The organism is Amphritea atlantica (assembly GCA_024397875.1).
GTDB lineage: Bacteria > Pseudomonadota > Gammaproteobacteria > Pseudomonadales > Balneatricaceae > Amphritea > Amphritea atlantica_B.
Window position 1 is genome coordinate 1,563,719 of record CP073344.1, and the last position, 24,224, is coordinate 1,587,942.

At 50.3% G+C, this 24,224-nt stretch carries 24 protein-coding genes; 13 read left to right on the top strand and 11 right to left on the bottom strand.

Going from position 1 to position 24,224, the window contains the following annotated elements:
• Positions 1–5 precede the first annotated feature (5 nt).
• The 10 genes from KDX31_07060 to KDX31_07105 all read left to right on the top strand — a co-directional run bounded on the left by KDX31_07060 (position 6) and on the right by KDX31_07105 (position 11,942).
• Positions 6–710: a succinate dehydrogenase iron-sulfur subunit gene (locus KDX31_07060; protein ID UTW04750.1), complete on the top strand. Its 705-nt coding sequence runs from the start codon at positions 6–8 to the stop codon at positions 708–710.
• A 294-nt stretch (positions 711–1,004) separates the two neighbouring features.
• Positions 1,005–3,836 carry a 2-oxoglutarate dehydrogenase E1 component gene (locus KDX31_07065; protein UTW04751.1) on the top strand — a complete coding sequence of 944 codons (2,832 nt, stop codon included), beginning with the start codon at positions 1,005–1,007 and terminating at the stop codon, positions 3,834–3,836.
• 47 nt (positions 3,837–3,883) lie between these two features.
• Entirely contained in the window at positions 3,884–5,101 is a 1,218-nt protein-coding gene (odhB, locus tag KDX31_07070; protein ID UTW04752.1) for a 2-oxoglutarate dehydrogenase complex dihydrolipoyllysine-residue succinyltransferase, read from the top strand.
• Between the two features lie 40 nt (positions 5,102–5,141).
• The gene (gene lpdA, locus KDX31_07075; protein UTW04753.1) at positions 5,142–6,575 is read left to right on the top strand and encodes a dihydrolipoyl dehydrogenase; all 1,434 of its coding nucleotides are present in this window, start codon (positions 5,142–5,144) and stop codon (positions 6,573–6,575) included.
• A gap of 159 nt (positions 6,576–6,734) precedes the next feature.
• Complete coding sequence (gene sucC / locus KDX31_07080; GenBank protein ID UTW04754.1) at positions 6,735–7,901, top strand: ADP-forming succinate--CoA ligase subunit beta; 1,167 nt, start codon at positions 6,735–6,737, stop codon at positions 7,899–7,901.
• A 2-nt stretch (positions 7,902–7,903) separates the two neighbouring features.
• Positions 7,904–8,779, top strand: a complete 876-nt coding sequence (gene sucD / locus KDX31_07085; GenBank protein UTW04755.1) for a succinate--CoA ligase subunit alpha — start codon at positions 7,904–7,906, stop codon at positions 8,777–8,779.
• A 143-nt stretch (positions 8,780–8,922) separates the two neighbouring features.
• Complete coding sequence (locus KDX31_07090) at positions 8,923–9,939, top strand: IS110 family transposase (protein UTW04756.1); 1,017 nt, start codon at positions 8,923–8,925, stop codon at positions 9,937–9,939.
• Positions 9,940–10,232: 293 nt separating this feature from the next.
• Positions 10,233–10,511: a hypothetical protein gene (locus KDX31_07095; GenBank protein ID UTW04757.1), complete on the top strand. Its 279-nt coding sequence runs from the start codon at positions 10,233–10,235 to the stop codon at positions 10,509–10,511.
• 5 nt (positions 10,512–10,516) lie between these two features.
• Positions 10,517–11,017: a sulfurase gene (locus tag KDX31_07100; protein UTW04758.1), complete on the top strand. Its 501-nt coding sequence runs from the start codon at positions 10,517–10,519 to the stop codon at positions 11,015–11,017.
• A gap of 70 nt (positions 11,018–11,087) precedes the next feature.
• Positions 11,088–11,942, top strand: coding sequence for an AraC family transcriptional regulator (locus KDX31_07105; protein ID UTW04759.1), 855 nt, complete (start codon positions 11,088–11,090; stop codon positions 11,940–11,942).
• Here the strand turns inward: KDX31_07105 and KDX31_07110 are convergent.
• The 5 genes from KDX31_07110 to KDX31_07130 all read right to left on the bottom strand — a co-directional run bounded on the left by KDX31_07110 (position 11,904) and on the right by KDX31_07130 (position 17,439).
• A complete protein-coding gene (locus KDX31_07110; GenBank protein ID UTW04760.1) occupies positions 11,904–12,497 on the bottom strand; it encodes a LysE family translocator in 594 nt (197 codons plus the stop codon). The genes KDX31_07105 and KDX31_07110 overlap by 39 nt on opposite strands.
• 301 nt (positions 12,498–12,798) lie before the next feature.
• Complete coding sequence (gene nhaA, locus KDX31_07115; protein ID UTW04761.1) at positions 12,799–14,169, bottom strand: Na+/H+ antiporter NhaA; 1,371 nt, start codon at positions 14,167–14,169, stop codon at positions 12,799–12,801.
• A 104-nt stretch (positions 14,170–14,273) separates the two neighbouring features.
• Positions 14,274–14,666: a hypothetical protein gene (locus tag KDX31_07120; GenBank protein UTW04762.1), complete on the bottom strand. Its 393-nt coding sequence runs from the start codon at positions 14,664–14,666 to the stop codon at positions 14,274–14,276.
• A gap of 259 nt (positions 14,667–14,925) precedes the next feature.
• Positions 14,926–16,680 (bottom strand): DEAD/DEAH box helicase, encoded by a 1,755-nt coding sequence (locus KDX31_07125; GenBank protein ID UTW04763.1) that lies wholly within the window; start codon positions 16,678–16,680, stop codon positions 14,926–14,928.
• A 75-nt stretch (positions 16,681–16,755) separates the two neighbouring features.
• Entirely contained in the window at positions 16,756–17,439 is a 684-nt protein-coding gene (locus KDX31_07130; GenBank protein ID UTW04764.1) for a DUF3047 domain-containing protein, read from the bottom strand.
• 442 nt (positions 17,440–17,881) lie between these two features.
• Here KDX31_07130 and KDX31_07135 point away from each other — a divergent pair, with 442 nt between their 5' ends.
• Entirely contained in the window at positions 17,882–18,181 is a 300-nt protein-coding gene (locus KDX31_07135) for an MGMT family protein (protein UTW05325.1), read from the top strand.
• A gap of 33 nt (positions 18,182–18,214) precedes the next feature.
• Here the strand turns inward: KDX31_07135 and KDX31_07140 are convergent, their stop codons facing one another.
• From KDX31_07140 to purM, 6 genes are read right to left on the bottom strand one after another with little or no spacing between them, the layout of a single operon-like run.
• A complete protein-coding gene (locus KDX31_07140; GenBank protein UTW04765.1) occupies positions 18,215–18,700 on the bottom strand; it encodes a two pore domain potassium channel family protein in 486 nt (161 codons plus the stop codon).
• 29 nt (positions 18,701–18,729) lie between these two features.
• Positions 18,730–19,125 carry an immunity 22 family protein gene (locus KDX31_07145; GenBank protein ID UTW04766.1) on the bottom strand — a complete coding sequence of 132 codons (396 nt, stop codon included), beginning with the start codon at positions 19,123–19,125 and terminating at the stop codon, positions 18,730–18,732.
• The gene (locus KDX31_07150) at positions 19,122–19,388 is read right to left on the bottom strand and encodes a YfcL family protein (protein UTW04767.1); all 267 of its coding nucleotides are present in this window, start codon (positions 19,386–19,388) and stop codon (positions 19,122–19,124) included. The genes KDX31_07145 and KDX31_07150 overlap by 4 nt, the downstream gene beginning before the upstream one ends.
• On the bottom strand, positions 19,388–20,092 hold the full coding sequence (locus KDX31_07155; GenBank protein ID UTW04768.1) for a DUF3108 domain-containing protein: 705 nt from the start codon (positions 20,090–20,092) through the stop codon (positions 19,388–19,390). The genes KDX31_07150 and KDX31_07155 overlap by 1 nt, the downstream gene beginning before the upstream one ends.
• A 3-nt stretch (positions 20,093–20,095) precedes the next feature.
• On the bottom strand, positions 20,096–20,749 hold the full coding sequence (gene purN / locus KDX31_07160) for a phosphoribosylglycinamide formyltransferase (protein ID UTW04769.1): 654 nt from the start codon (positions 20,747–20,749) through the stop codon (positions 20,096–20,098).
• 2 nt (positions 20,750–20,751) lie between these two features.
• Entirely contained in the window at positions 20,752–21,810 is a 1,059-nt protein-coding gene (gene purM, locus KDX31_07165; GenBank protein ID UTW04770.1) for a phosphoribosylformylglycinamidine cyclo-ligase, read from the bottom strand.
• A 172-nt stretch (positions 21,811–21,982) separates the two neighbouring features.
• Here purM and KDX31_07170 point away from each other — a divergent pair, with 172 nt between their 5' ends.
• Positions 21,983–23,062, top strand: a complete 1,080-nt coding sequence (locus tag KDX31_07170) for a DUF2066 domain-containing protein (protein UTW04771.1) — start codon at positions 21,983–21,985, stop codon at positions 23,060–23,062.
• Positions 23,063–23,101: 39 nt separating this feature from the next.
• Entirely contained in the window at positions 23,102–24,154 is a 1,053-nt protein-coding gene (locus KDX31_07175) for an AI-2E family transporter (GenBank protein ID UTW04772.1), read from the top strand.
• Positions 24,155–24,224 lie beyond the last annotated feature (70 nt).

Here is a 24,224-nt window from a genome sequence, read left to right on the forward strand (position 1 = left end):
TTACGATGCTGGTAAGTGTATATCGCTATAATCCTGAAATTGATGATGCACCTTACATGCAGGATATCCATATTGATATCCCGGGTGGCAAGGACATCATGGTGCTGGATCTGTTACAGCTACTGAAAGATAAGGATCCGACACTGGGTTACCGTCGTTCATGCCGTGAGGGTGTGTGTGGTTCTGATGGTATGAATATGAACGGCCTGAACGGTCTGGCATGTATTACAGCGCTGTCTGAGGTTGTTGAAAACGACAAGCTGGTGCTGCGTCCGCTGCCGGGTCTGCCGGTGATTCGTGATCTGGTTGTAGATATGAGTCAGTTCTACAAGCAGTACGAGAAGATTAAGCCGTTCCTGATCAATGATACCCCGCCGCCGGCTATCGAACGTCTTCAGTCGCCGGAGGAACGGGCTGAGCTGGACGGGCTGTACGAGTGTATTCTCTGTGCGTGCTGTTCAACTGCATGTCCATCTTTCTGGTGGAATCCGGACAAGTTTATCGGTCCGTCTGGTTTGCTACAGGCATACCGGTTCCTGGCGGACACTCGTGATACTGCAACATCAGAGCGACTGGCTGAGCTTGATGACCCGTTCAGTGTGTTCCGTTGCCACGGAATCATGAACTGTGTCAATGTTTGCCCTAAGGGACTTAATCCCACTAAGGCAATCGGAAAGATCCGCAACATGTTGATTTCACAAGCGACCTGATTGCAAACTAAGCGGCTCCCATTGGGAGCCGCTTTTTTTTGACTTTTACCTATGTACTAGTCAAAAGACTTATATCTGTTTGTATGGAAAGTTTTTAGAATTCCCTCTGCATTGATATATAAACCTCGCTTTAAAAAGCGTAGAATCACGCCCCGTATACCTGTACCTCTATCAGGCTATATACGTGAGCAATAATAAACGGTAACTAAACAGGGGACGGCCGGAACAGGCCAGTTGGACGGGACGTGGTGCATCCTGGACTTCGATAGTACCCCTGAGCCAGGGTGATCAAGAATGCAAGAAGGCATAATGGAGCTGATGTGGAAGAATGCCCATCTATACGGTGGCAACCTATCTTACATTGAGCAGCTATATGAATCCTATCTGATGGACCCCAACGCGATTCCTCAGGAGTGGCGTGAAGAATTCGATCGACTCCCAAAAGTCGGCGACAATCTGACCCGAGATGTTCCACATTCTACGGTTCAGGACCATTTTCTGTATCTGGCTAAGAACCAGCGTCGTGCGGCACCTGCTGCAGGCAGTGGTCAGAGCTCTGAACATGAGAAGAAGCAGATTCGTGTTTTGCGGATGATCAATGCTTATCGTGTGCGTGGCCATCAGGCTGCGGATATCGATCCGTTGAATCTGATGGAGCGTGAACCGGTACCGGATCTTGATCCACGCTTCCATGAACTCTCTGAAGCCGATTTTGATACAACATTCCAGCTGGGCTCTCTGTTCTTCGGTACAGAAGAAGCGACGCTAAAAGAGATTATTCAGGATCTCAAGAAAACCTACTGTACAACAGTGGGTGCTGAGTATATGCATATCGTTGATACTCAGGAGAAACGCTGGATTCAGTCTCGTCTGGAACCTGTTCGCTCCCATCCGGTTGTCGATGTCGACAAAAAGATGATGGTGCTTGAGCGTCTGACTGCGGCTGAAGGCCTGGAAAAATATCTTGGTTCACGCTTTGCCGGCGCTAAACGTTTCGGTCTGGAGGGCGGTGAATCTCTCATCGTATCCCTTAATACACTGATTCAACGTGCTGGTAAGCAGGGTACCCGTGAGGTCGTGATCGGCATGGCTCACCGGGGGCGCCTGAATACTCTGGTGAATATCTTCGGTAAAAACCCGGCGGAGCTGTTCGGTGAATTTGAAGGTAAGAAAACACTGGAAACCTCCGGTGACGTCAAATACCACCAGGGTTTCTCATCCAACGTTATGACCGGGGGCGGTGAAGTTCATCTTGCGATGGCATTTAACCCGTCTCACCTTGAAATCTCCGCACCGGTAGTTGAAGGGTCTGTACGTGCCCGTCAGGACCGTCGTCTGGATCCTGTTGGCACAACCGTACTTCCGGTCAACATTCACGGCGATCAGGCGTTTGCAGGTCAGGGTGTGGTGATGGAGACATTCCAGATGTCTCAGACCCGTGCATACAAAACCGGCGGCACTATCCACATCGTGGTGAACAACCAGGTTGGTTTTACCACGAACAAACTGGAAGATTCACGCTCGTCTGAATACTGTACTGATATCGCTAAAATGGTACAGGCACCGATTTTCCATGTGAACGGTGATGACCCTGAAGCGGTTCGCTTTGTGACTCAGTTGGCCGTTGATTACCGTACCGAATTTAAAAAAGATGTGGTGGTTGATCTGGTCTGTTACCGTCGTCGCGGTCATAACGAGGCGGACGAGCCGTCTGGTACGCAGCCGCTGATGTATAAGCAGATCAAGGTACAGAAATCCACCCGTGACATCTACGCACAAAAGTTGATCGCCGAAGGCGTGATTACTGAAGAGCAGGCCAGGCAGATTGAGCAGGAATACCGCAAAGATCTTGAGGATGGCAAACACGTAACCCATTCTCTGGTGATGAAACCGAATCAGGAATTGTTTGTAGACTGGACCCCTTATCTTGGCCATGAGTGGTCATTTGAGTGTGATACCCGGGTAGACACTAAACTACTGCAGGAGCTGGGTACCAAAATCTGTGAAGTCCCTGAGGGGTTCCAGGTTCAGCGCCAGGTTCAGAAAATCTACGATGACCGTAAGCGTATGGCCGTTGGTGCCATGGAGCTGAACTGGGGTATGGCTGAGTCACTGGCCTATGCTTCGATTCTGGCTGAGGGGTATCCGGTACGTCTGACCGGTCAGGATGTTGGCCGTGGCACCTTCTCACACCGTCACGCCGTGCTGCATGATCAGCGCAGTGGTGAGGTGTATGAGCCGCTTAGAAATATCGCGGCTGATCAGCCAAGACTGACTTTGCATGACTCATTCCTCTCTGAGGAGGCGGTGCTGGCGTTTGAATATGGTTATGCGACCACGATGCCGAATGCTCTGGTTATCTGGGAAGCTCAGTTCGGTGATTTCGCTAACGGTGCTCAGGTGGTAATTGATCAGTTCATTACCAGTGGAGAGCACAAGTGGGCGCGTCTCTGTGGTTTGACAATGCTGCTGCCGCATGGTTTCGAAGGGCAGGGCCCTGAACATTCTTCAGCCCGTCTGGAGCGTTACCTGCAACTGTGTGCGGAACATAATATTCAGGTCTGTGTGCCGACTACGCCGGCGCAAATCTTCCACCTGTTGCGTCGTCAGATCGTCCGGCCTTTGCGTAAGCCTCTGGTGGTTATGACGCCGAAGAGTCTGCTGCGCCATAAACAGGCGGTATCATCCCTTGAAGAATTATCTGAAGGTGCGTTCCTGCCAGTGATTGCGGAAACGGATCAGTTGGATCCGAAGAAAGTCAAACGTCTGGTGCTGTGTAGCGGCAAGGTCTATTACGACCTGTATAACCGTCGCGCTGAGCTGGAAAAAGACGATGTTGCCATTATCCGTATCGAACAGCTGTACCCGTTCCCTGAGCATCAGATGTTCGACGCGATTAAAGAATACACTAACCTGGAATCGGTTGTCTGGTGTCAGGAAGAGCCAATGAACCAGGGGGCATGGTACTGTTCTCAGCATCATATGCGCCATGCACTGGCTCGTCACAATGACAAGATTCATCTGGAAGGTGTGGGTCGTCCACACGCCGCAGCTCCTGCCGTAGGTTACATCTCTGTACACCTTGAGCAGCAGGAAAAACTGGTTAATGAAGCAATCAATGGCTAACAGGCCGGATAAAAGCGCCTGTTAGTAGCACTGAGAAAGGAAAAAACATGTCAATCGAAATCAAAACGCCGACCTTCCCTGAATCCGTAGCCGACGGTACTGTAGCGACCTGGCACAAACAGCCGGGTGAGGCTTGTTCAACCGATGAACTGATCGTTGATATTGAAACAGATAAAGTTGTATTGGAAGTGGTTGCGCCTGCTGATGGTGTGATCAAAGAGATTATCAAGGGTGAAGGCGATACGGTTCTGAGTGAAGAGGTCCTGGCGATCTTTGAAGCGGGTGCCGCAGCATCTGCAGCGCCTGCAGCGGCTTCTGCACCGGCAGCCGCTGCTCCGGCCGCTGACGCATCTGCCAGCACCGATGCGGAGAAAGTAGGCCCGGCAGCGCGAAAGCTGATTGAAGAGAATGGTCTGGATGCCAATCAGATTCCGGGTACCGGTAAAAATGGCGGTATCACCAAAGAGGACGTGGTTAACTTCCTCAAGAACAAGCCAGCTGCAGCACCTGCTGCGCCGGTTAAAGTTGATAATGCTGCCGCTCTGAACATTGCATCTGGTGAGCGCGTTGAAAAACGTGTTCCGATGACCCGTCTGCGTGCCACTATCGCTAAGCGTCTGGTTGAAGCGCAGCAGAATGCAGCGATGCTGACCACCTACAATGAAGTTAACATGAAGCCGGTTATGGAGCTGCGCAAGCAGTATAAAGAACTGTTCGAGAAGACTCACAATGGTACGCGTCTGGGCTTCATGTCATTCTTCGTTAAAGCAGCCACTGAAGCGCTGAAACGATTCCCTGCGGTGAACGCATCAATCGATGGTAACGATATGGTTTACCATGGTTATCAGGATATCGGTGTAGCCGTGTCTACGGAACGTGGCCTGATGGTACCGGTTCTGCGTGATACCGATGCGATGAGTCTGGCTGATGTCGAGTCTACTATTGCTGACTTCGGTAAGCGCGGTCGTGACGGTAAGCTGGGTCTTGATGATATGCAGGGTGGTACTTTCACGATCACCAACGGTGGTGTGTTTGGTTCCCTGATGTCTACGCCGATTCTGAATCCGCCACAGACTGCAATCATGGGTATGCATAAGATCCAGGAGCGCCCAATGGCGGTGAATGGACAGGTAGAAATTCTGCCAATGATGTACCTGGCGCTGTCCTACGACCACCGTATGATTGATGGTAAGGAAGCGGTACAATTCCTCGTGACTATTAAAGACCTTCTGGAAGACCCTGCACGTATGCTTTTGGAAGTCTGAGTCGGTCCCTTATTAGAACGAATAGATAGGTAGGTAATAAATGTCTGATAAATTTGACGTAATTGTTATTGGTGCAGGGCCTGGCGGATATGTTGCTGCTATCCGTGCTGCACAGTTGGGTCTGAAAACTGCGTGCGTTGAGAAATGGGTGGATGATAAGGGTGCAGCCGTTCTGGGTGGTACCTGTCTGAACGTTGGTTGTATCCCGTCTAAGGCGCTGCTTGAGTCGACTCATCAGTTCCATAAGACTCAGCACGCGGATGTGCACGGCATTCAGACCGGTGATGTCACCATGGATGTTAAGAAGATGGTTGCCCGCAAGGATAAAATCGTTGGCAACCTGACTGGCGGTATTGCCGGTCTGTTTAAAGCTAATGGCGTTACCCTGCTGCAGGGCATGGGTAAGCTGCTGGCTGGCAAGCAGGTACAGGTGACTGCTGCAGATGGTTCTGCCACTGTTCATGCGGCTGAGAATGTTATTCTCGCCTCCGGATCTGTTCCGGTTAATATTCCACCTGCACCATTGACTGATGGTCTGATCCTGGACAACGCAGGCGCATTGGATATCGATGAAACGCCTAAGCGTCTGGGTGTGATCGGAGCCGGTGTTATCGGTCTTGAGATGGGTTCTGTCTGGGCGCGTCTTGGCTCTGAAGTGACTGTGCTTGAAGCGATGGATGATTTCTTAGCGCTTGCGGATAAAGAAGTTGCTAAAGAAGCGGCTAAGATCTTTAAGAAGCAGAAGCTGGATATTAAACTGGGTGCGCGTTGTACCGGTACTGAAGTTAACGGTCAGGAAGTGACGGTTAAGTATACCGATGCAGAAGGTGATAAAGAGCTGGTTGTCGATAAGCTGATTGTAGCCGTAGGCCGTCGCCCACAGACTCAGGGCCTGTTGTCTGACGATTCCGGCGTTAAGCTGGATGAGCGTGGCTTCATCTTCGTTGATGGTCAGTGCCGTACTGAAGCGCCTGGTGTTTATGCTATCGGAGATTCAGTTCGCGGACCTATGCTGGCGCATAAGGCCTCTGAAGAGGGCATTATGGTTGCTGATATTATTGCCGGCCATCATGCGCAGATGAATTATGATGTAATTCCTAACATCATCTACACTCATCCTGAGCTGGCGTGGGTCGGTAAGACTGAGCAGGAACTTAAAGCGGAAGGCGTTGCTATTAAAGTGGGTAAATTCCCATTTGCAGCGTCCGGACGTGCGATGGCCGCTGATGATACCGATGGTTTTGTGAAGATGATCGCTGACGAAGCGACTGACCGCATTCTGGGTGTTCATATGGTAGGTGGTATCGCTTCCGAGCTGATCGCTCAGGCTGCGATTGCTATGGAGTTTGGTTCTACTGCTGAAGATCTTCAGCTGACTGTATTTGCACACCCAACTGTATCTGAAGCTGTGCATGAAGCTGCACTTGCTGTCGACGGCCATGCTATCCATATGGCTAATCGTAAAAAGCGTTAATCGCTGTACAATTGTTTGAAGTTTCGACCGGGTAACCCCGGTCGATTATTGTTGAGGGTGGATTGTTTATTACCTGAAACAATTGGGCTGTAAAAAGATACTTTCTCTATATCGTTTTGCAGAGTCCTCATAAGTGTGAAAAAAACGACGGATTAGAGCATGAATCTTCATGAGTACCAGGGCAAACAGTTGTTTGCCGAATATGGTCTGCCGGTTTCTAAAGGAATCGCGGTAGATACCCCTGAAGCTGCTGCTGAAGCGGCTCTGAAAATTGGTGGTGATAAGTGGGTCGTTAAGACTCAGGTTCACGCAGGTGGACGTGGTAAGGCCGGTGGCGTGAAGCTGGTCGACTCCCCTGAGGAAGCGCAGGCTTTCGCAGCGAACTGGCTGGGTAAAAACCTGGTCACTTATCAGACTGACGCAAATGGTCAGCCAGTTTCCAAAATCTTAGTTGAAGACTGCACTGATATCGCTAATGAGCTGTATCTGGGTGCGGTTGTTGACCGCTCTTCACGCCGCATCGTGTTCATGGCATCCACTGAAGGTGGTGTCGAGATCGAGAAAGTAGCGGAAGAAACTCCAGAGAAAATCCTGAAAGCGACCATTGATCCGGTTACCGGTGCGCAGCCTTACCAGGCACGCGAGCTGGCGTTCAAGCTGGGTCTGGAAGGTGTTCAGATTAAGCAATTCACTCAGATCTTCCTGGGTCTGGCCAAGATGTTCAAAGAAAAAGATCTGGCCCTGCTTGAAATCAATCCTCTGGTTATTACTACCGAAGGTAACCTGCACTGCCTGGATGCTAAAGTAGCGATTGATGGTAACTCTGTTTACCGTCACAAAGATCTGCAAGCGATGGAAGATCCATCGCAGGAAGACGAGCGTGAAGCACGCGCGGCTGAGTGGGATCTGAACTACGTGGCGCTGGATGGCAGCATCGGCTGCATGGTTAACGGTGCAGGCCTGGCAATGGGTACGATGGATATCGTCTCTCTGCACGGTGGCTTCCCGGCTAACTTCCTCGACGTTGGTGGCGGCGCGACTAAAGAGCGTGTAACCGAAGCGTTCAAGATCATCCTGGAAGACGACAAGGTTAAAGCCGTACTGGTTAATATCTTTGGTGGTATCGTGCGTTGCGATCTGATTGCTGAAGGAATTATCGGTGCAGTTAAAGAGGTAGGCGTAGAAGTACCAGTAGTCGTACGTCTGGAAGGTAATAATGCGGAACTGGGTTCTAAGCTACTGTCTGAATCTGGTCTGGCTATCATCGCCGCTACCAGTCTGACTGATGCAGCTGTGCAGGCAGTTAAAGCAGCGGAGGGTAAATAATAATGTCCGTTCTGATTAATAAAGACACCAAAGTAATCTGTCAGGGTTTCACTGGTGGTCAGGGTACCTTCCACTCTGAACAGGCTATCGCATACGGCACCAAGATGGTTGGTGGTGTTACCCCTGGTAAAGGTGGTACTGAGCACCTGGGTCTGCCGGTATTCAATACCGTTGCTGAAGCGGTTGAAGCGACCGGTGCAGACGCATCTGTTATCTACGTTCCGGCACCTTTTTGTAAGGATTCTATCCTGGAAGCTGCGAACAGCGGTATCAAGCTGATCGTCTGTATCACTGAGCATATTCCGGTTATGGACATGCTTGAGTGTAAAGTTGTATGTGACAATCTGGGTGTACGCCTGATCGGACCAAACTGCCCGGGTGTTATCACTCCGGGTGAGTGTAAGATCGGTATCATGCCAGGCCACATCCACCTGCCAGGTAAAGTGGGTATCGTATCCCGTTCCGGTACTCTGACTTATGAAGCGGTTAAGCAGACAACTGATGCTGGCTTCGGTCAGTCTACCTGTGTTGGTATCGGTGGTGACCCGATCCCGGGTTCTAACTTCATCGATATTCTGGAAATGTTCCAGAATGATCCGCAGACTGAAGCGATCGTTATGATCGGTGAGATCGGTGGTTCTGCTGAAGAGGAAGCGGCGGCCTACATCAAGGCTAACGTGACTAAGCCTGTTGTGTCTTACATCGCCGGTGTTACAGCACCTGCGGGTAAGCGTATGGGTCATGCTGGCGCTATCATCTCTGGTGGTAAGGGTACTGCAGACGAGAAATTTGCTGCACTTGAAGCGGCGGGTGTTAAGACTGTTCGCTCCCTGGCTCAGATCGCTGACGGCCTGCGTGAAGTGACTGGCTGGGAATAAACAGCCTGAGTTGCTAGAGGGCGCTTTGCGCCTTGCTAGTGGCTAGATAAAAAACCGCCGATCGGCGGTTTAATGAGATGGTTCCCCTCGCTTTTAACCAGCTATGCTGGAAAGGCGACGAAACCAACAAGGAGAACCATCTCATGTCTATCAAAGTCCTTGGAATCGATTTAGGCAAGTCTTCTTTTCATTTAATTGGTCGTGATTCTCACGATAAGCAAGTCTGCAAAAAGAAACTCTCTCGTCATCAGCTCATTACTTTTATAGCACAACTACCGCCATGCATTATTGCGTTTGAAGCATGCGGTGGCGCGCACTGGTTAGGCCGTCTCTGCATGAGTTATGGTCACGACGTCCGATTAATCCCGCCTCAATATGTTAAACCTTTTGTTAAAGGTAATAAAAACGACTTCATTGATGCGCAAGCGATTACTGAGGCGGCAGGTCGTCCGGATATGCGGTTTGTCGCAGTGAAGTCAGTTGACGCACAAAGTCAGGTAGTCGTACATCGAGTACGTGAAGGCTTCGTAGCGGAGCGCACAGCTTGTATGTCACGTATTGGCGCGCTGTTATTGGAATTCGGTTTATCCCTTCCACGTGGTCACTCAGCGATGAAAAAGCTGTTTTCATGGCTAAGCACACAAAAAGTTACACTATGCCCAGCCATCATAGGTGAGCTTCAAGTGATGCATGATCACTACCGCTACTTAAATGAGCAAATAGCCGAACAAGATATAAAAATCGTTAGGCAGGTTAAGCAAAGCAGTCGTTGCCAGCTACTAAAAACCGTTCCTGGTATTGGTGATATGACTGCAAGCCAATTAGCAGCAGAAGTGGGCAATGCTCATCAGTTTAAAAGCGGTCGAGAAATGGCTGCTTGGTTAGGGTTGGTGCCGCGGCAATATTCGACAGGAGGGAGGTCGAAGTTATTAGGTATTAGTAAGCGTGGAAATAAACGCCTTAGATGCTTATTAGTGCACGGAGCCAGAGCGATCCTATCACGATTGGATAACTATCGGGGGCCGATGTATGACTGGCTAAGAAAGCTGAGAGCAAGTAAATCATTTAATACGGTCTGTATTGCTCTGGCAAACAAGCTGTCACGAATAGCGTATGCTGTTTTAAGCAAGAATGAGCCTTACCAGTCACAGCAGGTTTAATCAGGTTTGCAATAACAGAGCGTGATGATGAAAAGGGTTGACCGTCCGGGTAGTAAACCTGTCACAAAAAACAGCTGTTATAAGCTGTCGGTTTTTTAAGGGCTATCTGGCGCGGATGCTCATCGTGGAGCAGGAATGAAACATTCCTAATTAAAGACTCCGAATACATTAGCGCAAAACCACCTCATGATCACAAATCTGTGTTGCAATCATGAGGGGAACCATACATTTTTGTGCCTGCGGATTGAACTGACTTGATGTATTCTGTTGATATATATTCTTAGGGAGTTGTTATGAGTTTGTTTTCTTCAATTAAATCGATGTTTACGCCTGCTGAAAGTAACTCAAAAGAGCCAGAAGCTTTGCCATCCGAAGAGTATCAGGGGTTTACCATAACACCTGCGCCGATTCGGGAAGATGGCGGTTATCGGGTCAATGGGTTGATTACTAAAGGAGAGCAGAGCCATCGGTTTATTCGCGCGGATATGTTGCCATCCAGTGAAAGCTGCGCCGCCGAGATGGTACGTAAAGCGAAGCAGATGATCGATCAGCAGGGTGATGGAATCTTTTAGCCTTTATGACTCAAAAACAGCTGTTTGCCCGATACTTACATGATCTGAAGCCCGGCAGGCTTGAGTGGATTGGTGTGCGGCCCAAGCGGAAACAGCAACCCGAGGTTGTCGATTCTGTTGAGGCACTTGCGGGACTTGGGCTGAAAGGCGATCATCGTTGTGCTAAAACACCCGGCTCGGCCCGACAGGTGACACTGATTTCTGTTGAGTTTATCCGTCTGATTGAAATCTATACTGGCCTTGAGCAGATTAATCCTGCGCTGCTACGCCGTAATCTGGTGGTGAGTGGTATAAATCTGAATGCCTTAAGACATCAGCAATTCAGAATTGGATCGGCGCTTTTTGAGGCGACTGCTTTGTGTCACCCTTGCGTGCGTATGAATCAGGCGCTGGGGCCGGGGGGCGCCGCCGCCATGTTGGGGTATGGCGGCCTGTGTGCGCGGATACTAGAGTCTGGCGTGATCAGGTTAGGTGATCAGTTGATACCACAGGAAAGCGCGTTGTGAGTCTGCCTGAAGCGCTGATATCTCTGTCGGGGCAAGGAGATATAATGTTTTGACTGCTAGGAGAAACGGCATGGTCATCCCTAAACCAGTGTTCTGGCGTGATTCACGGATGCCCTATGTTGAGCTACGTAAGGTGGCTGATGGCCGGCAGGTGTGTTACGCGCCTCACAGTCACACTCAGTGGTCTATTGGCGCTATCACAGAAGGCCAGAGTACCTTTTGTTACCGTCAAGATCGCTGTCAGGTCGGTGCGGGAGATCTGGTATTGATAAACCCTGACTGGGTTCACGCTTGTAACCCGATTGATAATCAGCCCTGGGCTTATCTTATGCTCTATATTGATACCCAATGGCTAACAGCTTTGCGCTATCGCTTGGGCTTGCTAAAGGCGCCCGAGTGGGAGGATATTGGCACCGCGATTATCTCTGAGCGCCGCTTTTATCTGGGGTATTGTGATCTGGCCGCCTGCCTGCTGAATTCTCAGGAGAGTCTCGCGGTTAAGCAGGCAATGATTAGTGAATACCTTGCTGATGTGATGCTGTCAGTGGAAGATGAGCCGCTTCTATTGCCTGACAAAATGCCGGGTGTGCTCCGTGAGCTGGCGGATTATTTAGATGAAAATGCGATAAAAGAGATTACGATTGAAGAGATGTGTCTTCGTTGCGGATACAGTGCTGGACATTTGATCCGGACATTCAAACTGCATTTTAATCTGACACCCCATGCCTATCAGGTAAATCGGCGGATTCAACAGGGGCAGCGGGAATTAAAGCAGGGGAGGTCGATTGTGGATGCGGCATTAAGTGCCGGTTTTACAGACCAGCCCCATTTTCAGCGTACCTTTAAACGGATGATAGCCGCAACGCCGAACGAGTACAGGCAATCCTCAGTCAAAGAGAAGATAGATACAGCTGCTCATAAGTAATGCGGCAAGTGTACGATTAATGCTTCTGAGTATTGAAGGCTGAGTGATGTATCTACGCAAAAACACACCTGCATATACCCAGCTGCCGAGTGATAGCCAGCAGATCGGCAGGTAGAGTGCTGCAAAAATAATGATCTCCGCGATATTGTTTCCACTGGTGTATGCGCCTATTCCTGATGCTGAAGCCAGCCACGCCTTTGGGTTGAGCCACTGCATCAGAGCACCCGTCATAAAGCCAGGGGGGCGGCCGGATTGAGTGTCCGCTAGCTGGCCGTCGTAGAGCGCCAGTTTGATACTCAGGTAGAGCAGAAACAAGATGCCGCTCCAGCGAAGCAGGCCGGTTAAAGCGGGTATCTGTTCTAATACCGAAAGCAGGCCCATGCCGACGGCGAAAAACAAGAAAATAAACCCCAGAGTCGCGCCAGTGACAAAGGCTAATCCTTTTGTAATGGGGTGTTGGCTACCGCTGCTCAGGCAGACCAGATTAACCGGGCCCGGTGAGGCTGATGCAGCAAGTGCAAATACGGACATTGACAGAATCATCGAAACGTTCATTATTTCCTCCATTGTGTGAATCTGATTGTGACGCGATACAGAGGGGAGGTATTGAATAAAATTGAGGTTATGATTGGTTCATAAAGAATGAGATGTCTATTTGCCGGTGTCGCTGGTTAAATAATGGTCTATGGCGTCAGGGCTCATGGATTCGTTGGCGAAGGTGGCTCTGAATCGTTATTGATGCGGCTTCAGTGATTGTTCTGAAGCTAGAAAGGTTTGTGATGATAGCGGGGGAATTATCCGACGGATAAAAAAAGAGAGCCAGGGCTCTCTTTTTTGGTTTTTAAGCATATAGGATTTAGTTCGGATTGGATTTTTTAGTTTTGAAAAACAGCCAGGCAAATCCAATTAAGCCTGATATGAGGGATGCAAACAGAATCCCGGTTTTAGCCATCAACAGATCTTCGGGGTATTGGGCAAAGCCCAGCTCGGCGATAAAAATCGACATGGTGAAGCCGATGCCGCCCATAAAGGCGACACCAACTATATGATTAAAATTAAGGCCGGTGGGCAGGTCACTGACTTTCAGTTTTACGGCCAGCCAGGTAAAGCCGGCGATACCGATCAGTTTGCCCAGAATCAGTCCTGCGCCTATGCCCACGGCGACAGGGTGTGCGATAACATCGGAAAACTCAGCCCAGTTAATCGGTACACCGGCATTTGCCAGCGCGAATATCGGGATGATCAGGTAAGCCGAAGGCAGGTGCAGGTTGTGTTCAAGCACCTGTGCCGGAGCCTGAACTTTATAAACCCCTTCCCCCAGAGCTCTGACGCGGGACCGTAAGGCATCATTGATGATGATGTTTTCATTCTGTGCAAACAGGCTCTTAATATGATCAGCACTGTCACGTACCAGCGAGTAAAAGCGTTTCGGATCATATTTAGGCTTCATTGGAATTGTAAAGGCCAGCAAAACCCCGGCAAGCGTCGCATGCACGCCACTTTTCAGCATAGCAATCCAGAGGATGATACCGATAAGCGAGTAGGGCAGAATGCGCCGTACGCCGCCCAGGTTAAGACAGATCAGCACAAATATCATAACGCTGGCTAGCATGAGTGCCGCTATATTGATTGTTTCGGTATAAAACACAGCGATAACGATAACTGCTCCGAGGTCGTCGACAATCGCGAGTGCGACAAGGAACATCAGCAGATTTTGCGGCACACGGTTACCGAGCAGAGCCAGCGCACCCAGTGCGAAGGCTATATCGGTTGCCATCGGGATTCCCCAGCCATTCAGGGTGTGTCCTTCCGGATTGATTGCGACATAGATCAGGGCAGGCATCAGCATACCGCCAGCGGCAGCAATGATTGGCAGTGATGCCTGTTTTATATTTGCCAGTTCGCCGACCAGCAGTTCACGTTTAAGCTCCAGTCCAACGACCAGAAAGAACAGTGCCATAAGGCCATCGTTAATCCAGTGGTGTACCGTTTTTGAGAGCTGGAAGCCCTCCATCCCGATGACAAACTCTTGCTGGAGAAAGTGGTGATAGCCGTCATTAAGCTGGCTATTGGCAATAACAAGTGCGACGACTGCAAACAACATGAGCAGAATGCCACTGGTTGTCTGACGGTGAATAAACTCCTCAAAAGGAGTCAGCACAGTTGCAAATGCTTTTTCCCAGGGGGCGATATACTCTTTGCCCGCTATCCTGCTTCTCCGTCTCATCGTTCTCTCCAAACTACAGATATGTGCTGTTTATAGGTTTGCTGCATTGTATCTAATTCGTAGTCTTATGCATGTGTTGTTTTATATTTTCTCGACCGGAGAAGCTAATCGTTGCAGGGGTAGAGTGACTTGATTGTGTTATAGAGGGTAATGTCACGCGGGCTGTTAGCGGGTTGAGTCGTGTGTTTCAGCTCATTTGAGATGTTGCTGATAACGGAGTCTTCTGTTGCGCCTTCTGGGAGGCAGAAACCAGCCAGATAGGTAGGCTGAGCAGCAGGATGTTCTTCACCCAGCCGGGTTCTGTAAGCGCGCTGTATAAATTCACTTTCATTTCCTGAGCTTAAGTTATCAATTATAGCGCCATCAGTGAGAGATGCGCCTGCCAGAAAACCGGCAATATACTCAGGAGTGATTTCATTATTACTATTGTCTTCTGCAAAGACGGGTGAAGCGACTGAAACGGCAAGTATGGAAACTAAAGTCATTGTTTTTTTCATAGTGTATTTCCTTATCGGTGCAGTTTTTTTGCTTTTTATACGTTTCGGGCGGGTGAAACAGATCTCTGGCCGATTAAATGTACGGCTTTGCATAGAATAGAGATCGCGAAGAGGATTATCCAGTCACAGTCTTCGTATCATGCTAATTTTATTAAGGTTGTTAAAGAGTAAGGAGAGGTCTGTAATCCGGCTGAGAGTGTTATCTTCAGAGCAAAAAAAAGAGAGCCATAAGGCTCTCTTTCATGTGGTGCGATCTGTCTTAAGCGTCGCGACGCGGGCGCGGCTTGCGCGGAGCGCCACGGTCATTACCGCCGCGATCATTACGTCCTTTGCCTTTAAAGTCTCCGCGGGGTTTGCGTGGTGCGGGACGAGCGATTTCACCTTCCATCAGGCTGATCTCGATCTTTTTGCGGCAGATGAAAACCCCTTTCAGTTGCTGCAGAACCTCAGGAGGCATTCCTTTGGGCAGCTGAACGGTGCTGTGGTCATCAAACAGGCGGATATCACCGATATGGCGGCTGTTGATGTCAGCTTCGTTGGCGATTGCGCCGACGATATTCTTAACCTGAACGCCATCATTGCGACCAACTTCCAGGCGGTAGACATCCAGATCCGCATAGTTGATGCGTTCACGTTTCGCACCGCGGTCACTATCGCGCTCATTGTCCCGCTCGCGGCGTGGACGTGGTTCCGGCTCTGGTGGCAGAATCAATGGCTTATCTTTTTGTGCCATGTAGAGCAGGGCAGAGGCCAGATCCAGGGTTTCCAGTTCAGTATCAGCGGCGAGCTGATCAATCAGCTCGCGGTAAACTGACATATCTTCATCATTGAAGATGCTGGTCACCTGTTCGCGGAATGATTCGAGACGTTTGTCCTGAACCATGTCGCGTGAAGGAAGATCCATCTGTTTGATTGGCTGGCGGGTTGCCTGTTCGATCTGCTTCAGCAGGCGGCGCTCACGGGGCGCAACGAACAGAATCGCTTTACCGTCACGTCCAGCACGACCGGTACGGCCGATACGGTGAACATAAGCTTCAGTGTCGTAGGGAATATCGTAGTTGATCACCATACCCACACGCTCAACATCCAGTCCGCGGGCTGCAACATCGGTAGCTACCAGAATGTCCAGTTTGGCATCTTTTAGTCGCTGTACCGTGCGTTCCCGCAGTTGCTGGTTCATATCACCGTTCAGTGCGGCGGCTGCGTAGCCACGGGCTTCGAGCTTTTCGGCAATCTCGGTGGTTGCGGTCTTGGTGCGGGCAAAGATGATGATGCCGCCACAGTCTTCAGTTTCAAGAATCCGAACCAGCGCATCCAGCTTGTTCACACCGGAAACGATCCAGCAACGCTGGTCGATATTTTCCATGGTGGTGGTTTTGGATGCGATCTTGATCTCTTGTGGATCGCGCATATAGCGCTTAGTGATGCGGCGGATCTGTTCCGGCATTGTCGCAGAGAAAAGGGCAGTCTGTCGTTCAGCCGGGGTTTTAGCCATGATGGTTTCAACATCATCGATAAAGCCCATGCGAAGCATTTCGTCTGCTTCGTCAAGCACCATCGCCTTCAGTTCATCCAGAATCAGCGTGCCGCGATCCAGGTGATCCATAACACGTCCAGGCGTGCCAACCACTACGTGGGGGCCGCGACGCAGTTGTTTCAGCTGCAGGGTGTAACTCTGGCCACCATAAATTGGTAAAACATGAAAACCAGGAACGTGACGAGCATATGCCTGAAAAGCTTCAGCCACCTGGACAGCCAATTCGCGTGTCGGTGCAAGCACCAGAACCTGAGGTTTATTGAGTTTCAGGTCGATACGGCTAAGCAGGGGCAGGGCAAAAGCAGCTGTTTTACCGGTACCTGTTTGTGCCATCCCCAGAACATCCTGACCGTTCAGTAGTAACGGAATACAAGCTGCCTGGATGGGGGATGGTGTTTCATAGCCAAGCTCTGTTATGGATTTAAGAACGGAAGAGGGGAGATCAAGGTCGCTGAATGCGACTTGTGTGTCTGACATATTTGAAGGTACCGGAAGGAATGGAATTGTAAAACGCAAAATTATACGCCTATTATTGAATAAAAGCCCGTACTTTTATTGAAGAGGTGCAGAGTCTGGCGCTGACGGCGTTTCGGATAAGCGGATATCGTCATACCAGCTTAAAAAGCTTGCGCCTCCGTTATCACTGTCTGTCATGATAGCGATCGCTACAATTTCTCTATAGGTTTTGTTAAAAACGGTTTTCAGATCATCCTGAAGGTTGCGTGTATGTTGCGTCCACTGGCCTGTCAGGCTGTTTCCACTGTCGACGGCCCACATCACGGCCCTGTGAGTGAACGGGTTTAGCCAGCGGGCATTAACGGGTTGGTTGTTCGACCAGACATAAACGAGTGTCCTTTTCTGCCAGAAAAAGGGCCCGTCTGAAACAATGATATAAACGCGGGCCGGAAAATCGTCCCCGGCTTTTGTGGTTTCAGCGGCAGCGGGCCATACTTTGCTGACCTTCCAGCGCCAGCTGAGGCGTGTGTCGTGGCTGATTGGAATGGTTTTTTTATAGTAAAGACCGGAGGCTGAATGATCTGATCTGGCTTCAAGCAGCTGGTTGTCGCCTTCTGTGATAAGGGTATAGTGGGTTTCTCCGGCAAAGCTTTCGTTTTCCCACTGCGCGATACCTTGCGGGTCAAAACCCGGCAGTTGCTCTGACGAGGCTCTGGCTGGAGCAATACCAAGCAATAATGCCAGCAAGAGTGTGTACGTTATTGAGTAAATATCAGGCATTATTGGCTTTACACTTATCAGTTTCGGCTATACTAAAAGTACGTTTAGATCAGTGTATCAGAGTTTTAAAGGCCATTTCCCCTTCTGGCTGTACTCTGGATTGGTCTGTTGCCAGTAGCTACTAATTTATGGGTAGTTGCGGCGCAATACATTGGTCTGTAACTACGGGCGAAAGGGCCGTTATAATGTTCCCCTTTTTGTAACGGCTGTTCATCGTTTTACGCTTCGCTCACTCAAGGGGCCTGGTATATTCCAGGCCCCTTTCTGATATTTAAATGCATGTTTTTAAATGGCGGCTGTTTTGTGAGCGTAGTTCCTCGCTAAAGGTCTGCGTGACAAAGTTGCTCTTTCGTAAGATGTTGTGAGCTTTGAGCTAACATTGTTATCTATTACATTATTTTTTTAAGAGAGTGTTGTTGTGGTGCAGAATCCCGTCTATGAGATGATCTGGCAGGTCTTGGCGGCCATCCCTCCTGGTAAGGTCGCAACCTATGGTCAGGTGGCCAGCCTGGCGGGTGTTAGCGGGGCTGCCAGACTGGTCGGTCGCTGTCTGAGCCAGCTGCCAGCAGATACCCGGTTGCCCTGGTTTCGGGTGATCAATGCCAGTGGGAAGATCTCTTTCCCGGTGGGAAGTGATGGCTATAAGCGGCAGGTCAAAAGATTACAGGATGAGGGCGTTGCCGTGTTAAACGGCCGGATAAGTCTGACAACGTTTCGCTGGCAGCCCGATGGCGCCTGTTAGGTAGGTCAGGCGCTTGTTAGTTTGAGGTTCGCTTTATGGGGTGTTATCGCACTGGTTTTTTTCTGTTGCAGATGAGCGCTCTAACTGTTTAAACAAAAGATCAAGTTTGCGTTCTAACTCTTTGTTATGTTTTAGAATCTCATCGTTCTGAAGGCGTAACTCCCGGTTGCGGACATTGGTATCCGCGAATCCCACCATTTTACTGGCAATCTGAGCGCCGATAAAGCCGACGATGCCAACGCCGATATAGAACATCAGTGCGACGATTACTCTGCCGCCCTGGCTTGTCGGATAAAAGTCACCAAAGCCGATGGTGCTGGCACTCATTTGCAACGCCCAGAAGGCATCAGCATAGCTAAGTATATTTGCGTCGGGATGATTCTGTTCGAACCAGAGCAGGGGGAAAGAGAGTAGGGCAATCAGGCTGTAAAGCAGTCCGAAGGCTAGGACGCCGAGAAACAGTGTGCTGTAGTTACGCACATTGTACTCATCCGTTGAATAGATATAGCGTCTGACCATTGGCGACCCGTCGAGAACTATCTTGCGTTTCAGTCTAAATTGCCTGCATCCATATCGTATGGAAAACAGCCAACGAAGTGTACATATTCATCTTCGAAAATATGGGTTTTTTTAGCGCGATACTCAAAATCGAACATCAGTATCAGCCAGCTGATCTGTTTGTCGCCGAGTTTTTCAATCTTTTTGATCACCGCTTCGCCGTATGAATAAGACCATGAGCATGGCGCTATAATTTTGCGAACTGCGTCGCGGCCGGTTTCGCAGCCGTTGGTTTCCATATTTTCAGGGTCATAGCGGCTAATCTGGTAATTTTTGGCCCATTGATCAAGCCCTTGCTCATCCTCTTCGAAGTAGCTGTCAGGAATGCTGGCATAGTCGGTAGTCGAATACCAGACTGATACGATGCCCTCTTTTTCGAAATTCATTTCGCAGTCTCGCTAATTTCAACCCAGAGTGAGCGAATATCGTGCAGATCCTCAGCGCTGAGTTGGTCAATTTTAAATGCATCTTCCAGGCTTGTTTCGACCCGCTGATCGAACTCTGTGGCGGTTTCGCCCTGCTCAGCGCTCACCAGACTGATATGGCCAAGCAGGTAACTGCAGAGAAACAGCTGATTGGGCTCTGCGCCATTTTCCATTTCGATCAGGCGGTTATAGATTGATTCGGCCTGTTGTTCGTATGCGGTCATCAGGGGTCCGTAAATTCCAGTTGATCGATTAGCAGGCTGTATTCTTTGCCGCTTTTTTCGACCTGTTGTAGTTTGATCACTATATAGTCGAGTTCAGGCGCAAACCAGATGTAGGTGTCGCGCTTGCTATCAGTGCCGCGGTCGCGCTGGATTTTAACCGCTTCAAAGGATCCGATAGCTGTAGTGACTGTTTCTGTACCCAGATTGATGAAAGGGTAGGTCTTGATTTTGCCAGCGTCGGCTACTTTATAGATAAGCGTCTTTTTACCGGCGGCAAGGTCAAGCCGCAGCTGCATCTGATAGCTGAGGTTATCCTGGGTGCCTTCAGCAACATCGATGCTCCAGGGTTTCTTGGCCACATCGTTGATGACTGTACCGCTATCCCAGTTAAACCGGAGCACTGCATCCTTATCACCACCGATAACTTTGCGATGATATTCGTAACGCTGTGGCTGGACTTTCTGGCCCTGAACGGTGAACTCAGAAAACTCATTTACCTTTGCGATCAGCGCTTCAGCGCTAAGGGAAGATACCCAGTGATCGCCGCTTCTTTTCAGCACGCCGACAGCATCCCCACCAAAAGAGATGCCCAGGTCCCACTGGGCTTTGTAGACCGCCCGGAAGGGCTTGAATAGCTCAGACGCATGCCCGGGAATTGACGAAACAGCCAATAGTGCAGAGATAAATAGTGTGCTGAAACGCATCAGTTACTCCTGAATGAGTTGAAATCCTTCAGGTGTCAGAGTAGATCCATCGAGCTGAACCGCTCCTGAAGCCAAAAGCTTGAGGCGGTCAGCGCAGAACAGCTCCACCGCCAGCGGATAAATTTTGTGTTCGGCGCTGTGAACCCGCTGTTGCAGACTATCGGCGTTGTCGGTGGGCAGAATATCGACGGGTGCCTGAAGTGCCGGTGGTCCGCCATCCAGTTCTTCAGTGACGAAATGGACGGTACAGCCATGCTGTGAGTCACCGGCTTCTATTGCCCGCAGATGGGTATTGAGCCCTTTGTATTTTGGCAGCAGGGATGGATGGATATTCAGCATCCGTCCCTGATAATGCCGCACAAAGGCCGGCGTGAGAATACGCATAAAGCCCGCCAGCACGATCAGGTCCGGCTGGTGGGAATCGATCGCTTCCATCATCGCAGCATCGAAGCTTTCTCTGCTATCAAAGGCTTGATGGTTGATAACGATTTGAGGGATACCGGCTTTTTCTGCGCGTTCGAGGCCAAATGCCCCCTCTTTATTGCTCAGTACCGCAGCGATGCGGCCATTAATCTGACCGCTCGCAATAGCATCGATGATCGCCTGCAGGTTAGAACCGCTGCCGGAGATCAGTACAACAATGCTTTTCTCTGCCATTCTCAGGCCTCCAGACCCAGCAGTTCTACCTGCTCTTCGCCCTCAGTCGCAGTCGCGATCTCACCGACAATAAATGGAGCTTCACCGGCTTCCTTGAGAATTTCCAGCGCAGTGTCGGCAGTGTTTGCTGGGACTACGATAACCATGCCGATACCGCAGTTCAGGGTGCGATACATCTCACGGGAATCAACATTGCCCAGTGTCTGAATCCAACGGAATACTTCAGGCATCTGCCAGCTGTTAATATCAATAACTGCTTTTGCGCTTTGCGGCAGAACCCGGGGAATGTTTTCCAGCAGACCGCCGCCGGTAATATGAGACAGCGCATTTACCTGACTTTTTCTGATCAGCTCAAGTACCGGCTTAACATAGATGCGGGTAGGTTCCAGCAGTGCTTCAGTCAGAGGCTTGCCATCAACAGTGCCGCTCAGGTCGGCTTCACGAACTTCAATGATCTTGCGGATCAGTGAGTAGCCATTGGAGTGGGGGCCGGAAGAGGGTAGTGCAATCAGTTTGTCACCGACGCTGACTTTGGAGCCGTCAATAATCTCATCTTTCTCGACTACGCCAACGCAGAAACCTGCCAGGTCGTAATCTTCGCCCTCGTACATGCCTGGCATTTCAGCGGTTTCACCGCCAACCAGTGCAGCACCTGCAAGCTCGCAACCCGCACCGATGCCGGTTACAACATCAGCTGCAATGTCGATGTTCAGTTTGCCGGTGGCGTAATAGTCGAGGAAGAACAGAGGCTCAGCGCCGGCAACGATCAGATCGTTGACGCACATCGCAACCAGATCGATACCGATGGTATCGTGCTTCTTCAGGTCCATTGCCAGGCGCAACTTGGTGCCTACGCCGTCGGTACCGGAAACCAGTACTGGCTTCTTGTAACCTTCAGGGATTTCGCACAGGGCTCCGAAGCCACCCAGGCCGCCCATAACTTCCGGGCGTGCGGTGCGTTTCGCAACGCCTTTAATACGATCAACCAGTGCGTTACCTGCATCGATATCGACGCCGGCGTCTTTATAGCTGATAGGAGTGTTATTGTCAGTTGCAGACATAGTTTGTATGAACCTGTTCGGGCTGATTACTGATAGAAAAATTTGAGGCGTATTCTATCAGGTTGCTGGTGAGGCGGCTATTGTGTGTTAAAGTTTATGCCGTTTTAGAGACACTTTTTTTCAGACTGCCGGGATTGTTGTCCGGGCAGCAAAACAGGGTATAAGAACGATCATGATACGCAATCTTTGTAGCTGTCTGCTGGTGCTGGTATTTACAGGCCTCGGCAGCCTGACCCAGGCAGCTACGGTAAATGGACTTTATACAGCAGAGTTGCTGGTGCCTGAACAGCACTCTCAGCCATCCGGTGAACAGTTACAAGCCGGGTTAAAAACGGTACTTATCAAAGTATCCGGACGCAGTGCTGTCGTCAATAAATCCGCTGTCGTGAGTGCGTTGCGTCAGCCCGCTGGCTGGCTTAGCCAGTTTAGTTATCAGGCGACCCGGACACCTGTATCGGCCGGTGATGGCCGCGAGGTGCTGGGGCAGAGGCTGGTGCTTGAGTTTGATCCGGTTATGGTCGACCAGTTGCTACAGAAATCCGGCATGAAAGCGATCGGACATGCCCGGCCCGTGACGTTGGTTTGGCTGGTGCAACAACGCGGAACAGCGCCCCGGGATTTTGTGCCGCAGGGAGGTCAGATATACCAAGAGTTATTAAAGCAGGCAGACCTGCGGGGCTTACCACTAAGTGTGCCTCTGTTAGATCTGAATGATCAGAATGCAGTCGACGTGAGTGATGTGTGGGGCTTTTTTCGTGAATCAATACTCCAGGCTTCCGAGCGTTATCAGCCCGATGGGGTGCTTATCGGACGGCTGATTCAGGGCACGGGTGGTGGCTGGCAATCAGAATGGCTGTTGCTCAAAGATGGTCAGGCCCGTTCAATCACGCCCTCAGGGGCTTTGTCCGAACAGATACAGCAGGTGATAAATGAGTCAGCAGACTTTACACTTGCCTCGCTGGGGGCATCCAGTTTTAACTACGTCGAAACAGGATTGCAACTTGAGGTCGCTAATATAGTCGATATCGAGGACTATCTGCAGTTAATGGATTATCTGCGCCAGTTGCCGCCGGTTGATGCGGTGCGGATCAGTGGCGTTGATGCTGACCGGGTATTGTTTCGGGTTGAGCTACAGGGCGGGATTCGGACGCTGGAGCAGGCGGTTCGACTCAATCCACGGATGATGCCAACGTCGCGGTTGAGTACTAATGGTGCTGCAGCGGTGTATACCTATCGCTGGCAGCAACAATAATGGACGGGTGTTTCACCGACCGGTTGAAAAGGAAAGCACATGAGTGATTCGCAGCGGTGGTTTTTTCTCATTTTTACATTGGTAGTCGGGTTCCTTCTCTACCTGCTACAGCCGATTCTTACCCCTTTTCTGGTCGCTGCGCTTCTGGCGTATCTGACTGATCCGATGGCCGACAGGCTGGAAGCGCGGGGGCTCAGCCGGACGCTGTCCGTGGTTGTGGTGTTTCTGTTGATGACCGCAGTTTTACTGTTACTGGTGATTCTGCTGATACCCCAGCTGGGCTATCAGTTGCAGGTGATGCTGAAAATGGTGCCGCAGGTGTTCACTATGATTCAGACTGTCTGGATCCCGTGGTTGGAGCAATATGTCGGGGTATCCTTTGCTGAATTTGATCTTCAGAGCGTGCAGACGCTGATGAGTGGTCACTGGCAGCAGACCGGCAGTCTGCTGAAAGGACTGTTTAGCAGTGTCAGTCAATCGGGCCTGGCGCTGGCGGCCTGGGTGGCTAATCTGGTTTTGATTCCTGTGGTGACGTTTTATCTGTTGCGTGACTGGGATGTCATGATGGATAAGATTGGCGTTCTTCTGCCGCGCAATGTTGAAAGAAAGGTAACTCTCTGGGCGCAGGAGTGTGATGAGGTATTGGGTGCCTTTATAAAGGGGCAGCTGTTAGTCATGCTGGCACTCGGGGTTATTTACTCTTTGGGGCTCTGGACTGTCGGTCTGGATCTGGCGCTGTTGGTTGGGATGATCGCCGGTCTTGCCAGCATCGTGCCCTATATGGGGTTCATTATCGGTATCGTTGCTGCGGGTGTTGCTGCCATGCTGCAGTTTAATGACATTACCATGCTGGGATGGGTCGGGCTTGTCTTTGCCGTGGGGCAGGCGCTGGAAGGAATGGTGCTGACACCGTTGTTGGTGGGGGATCGCATCGGCTTGCACCCGGTGGCTGTTATTTTTGCCATAATGGCCGGAGGGCAGCTATTTGGTTTTGTGGGGATTTTGATTGCACTTCCCGTTGCGGCCGTTATTATGGTGCTCCTTCGTCATCTGCATCAGGGATACAAAAGTAGTAAACTTTATGACTGCTGAACAGTCAGTTATGAATACGATGCAGTGATTTAACGTTCAGCGCTCTGAGATCGCGGGCTTAAAGTACGCT

What these genes read in the sequence shown, in the direction of transcription:
- KDX31_07090 (UTW04756.1), top strand. Translation starts at nt 8,923, where the DNA reads ATGTCTATCAAAGTCCTTGGAATCGATTTAGGCAAGTCTTCTTTTCAT.
- KDX31_07100 (UTW04758.1), top strand. Translation starts at nt 10,517, where the DNA reads ATGACTCAAAAACAGCTGTTTGCCCGATACTTACATGATCTGAAGCCC.
- KDX31_07060 (UTW04750.1), top strand. Translation starts at nt 6, where the DNA reads ATGCTGGTAAGTGTATATCGCTATAATCCTGAAATTGATGATGCACCT.
- KDX31_07155 (UTW04768.1), bottom strand. Translation starts at nt 20,092, where the DNA reads ATGCGTTTCAGCACACTATTTATCTCTGCACTATTGGCTGTTTCGTCA.
- KDX31_07145 (UTW04766.1), bottom strand. Translation starts at nt 19,125, where the DNA reads ATGAATTTCGAAAAAGAGGGCATCGTATCAGTCTGGTATTCGACTACC.
- KDX31_07130 (UTW04764.1), bottom strand. Translation starts at nt 17,439, where the DNA reads ATGCCTGATATTTACTCAATAACGTACACACTCTTGCTGGCATTATTG.
- KDX31_07105 (UTW04759.1), top strand. Translation starts at nt 11,088, where the DNA reads ATGGTCATCCCTAAACCAGTGTTCTGGCGTGATTCACGGATGCCCTAT.
- KDX31_07140 (UTW04765.1), bottom strand. Translation starts at nt 18,700, where the DNA reads ATGGTCAGACGCTATATCTATTCAACGGATGAGTACAATGTGCGTAAC.
- KDX31_07110 (UTW04760.1), bottom strand. Translation starts at nt 12,497, where the DNA reads ATGAACGTTTCGATGATTCTGTCAATGTCCGTATTTGCACTTGCTGCA.
- sucD (UTW04755.1), top strand. Translation starts at nt 7,904, where the DNA reads ATGTCCGTTCTGATTAATAAAGACACCAAAGTAATCTGTCAGGGTTTC.
- KDX31_07120 (UTW04762.1), bottom strand. Translation starts at nt 14,666, where the DNA reads ATGAAAAAAACAATGACTTTAGTTTCCATACTTGCCGTTTCAGTCGCT.
- purM (UTW04770.1), bottom strand. Translation starts at nt 21,810, where the DNA reads ATGTCTGCAACTGACAATAACACTCCTATCAGCTATAAAGACGCCGGC.
- KDX31_07065 (UTW04751.1), top strand. Translation starts at nt 1,005, where the DNA reads ATGCAAGAAGGCATAATGGAGCTGATGTGGAAGAATGCCCATCTATAC.
- sucC (UTW04754.1), top strand. Translation starts at nt 6,735, where the DNA reads ATGAATCTTCATGAGTACCAGGGCAAACAGTTGTTTGCCGAATATGGT.
- KDX31_07095 (UTW04757.1), top strand. Translation starts at nt 10,233, where the DNA reads ATGAGTTTGTTTTCTTCAATTAAATCGATGTTTACGCCTGCTGAAAGT.
- lpdA (UTW04753.1), top strand. Translation starts at nt 5,142, where the DNA reads ATGTCTGATAAATTTGACGTAATTGTTATTGGTGCAGGGCCTGGCGGA.
- KDX31_07170 (UTW04771.1), top strand. Translation starts at nt 21,983, where the DNA reads ATGATACGCAATCTTTGTAGCTGTCTGCTGGTGCTGGTATTTACAGGC.
- odhB (UTW04752.1), top strand. Translation starts at nt 3,884, where the DNA reads ATGTCAATCGAAATCAAAACGCCGACCTTCCCTGAATCCGTAGCCGAC.
- nhaA (UTW04761.1), bottom strand. Translation starts at nt 14,169, where the DNA reads ATGAGACGGAGAAGCAGGATAGCGGGCAAAGAGTATATCGCCCCCTGG.
- purN (UTW04769.1), bottom strand. Translation starts at nt 20,749, where the DNA reads ATGGCAGAGAAAAGCATTGTTGTACTGATCTCCGGCAGCGGTTCTAAC.
- KDX31_07175 (UTW04772.1), top strand. Translation starts at nt 23,102, where the DNA reads ATGAGTGATTCGCAGCGGTGGTTTTTTCTCATTTTTACATTGGTAGTC.
- KDX31_07135 (UTW05325.1), top strand. Translation starts at nt 17,882, where the DNA reads ATGATCTGGCAGGTCTTGGCGGCCATCCCTCCTGGTAAGGTCGCAACC.
- KDX31_07125 (UTW04763.1), bottom strand. Translation starts at nt 16,680, where the DNA reads ATGTCAGACACACAAGTCGCATTCAGCGACCTTGATCTCCCCTCTTCC.
- KDX31_07150 (UTW04767.1), bottom strand. Translation starts at nt 19,388, where the DNA reads ATGACCGCATACGAACAACAGGCCGAATCAATCTATAACCGCCTGATC.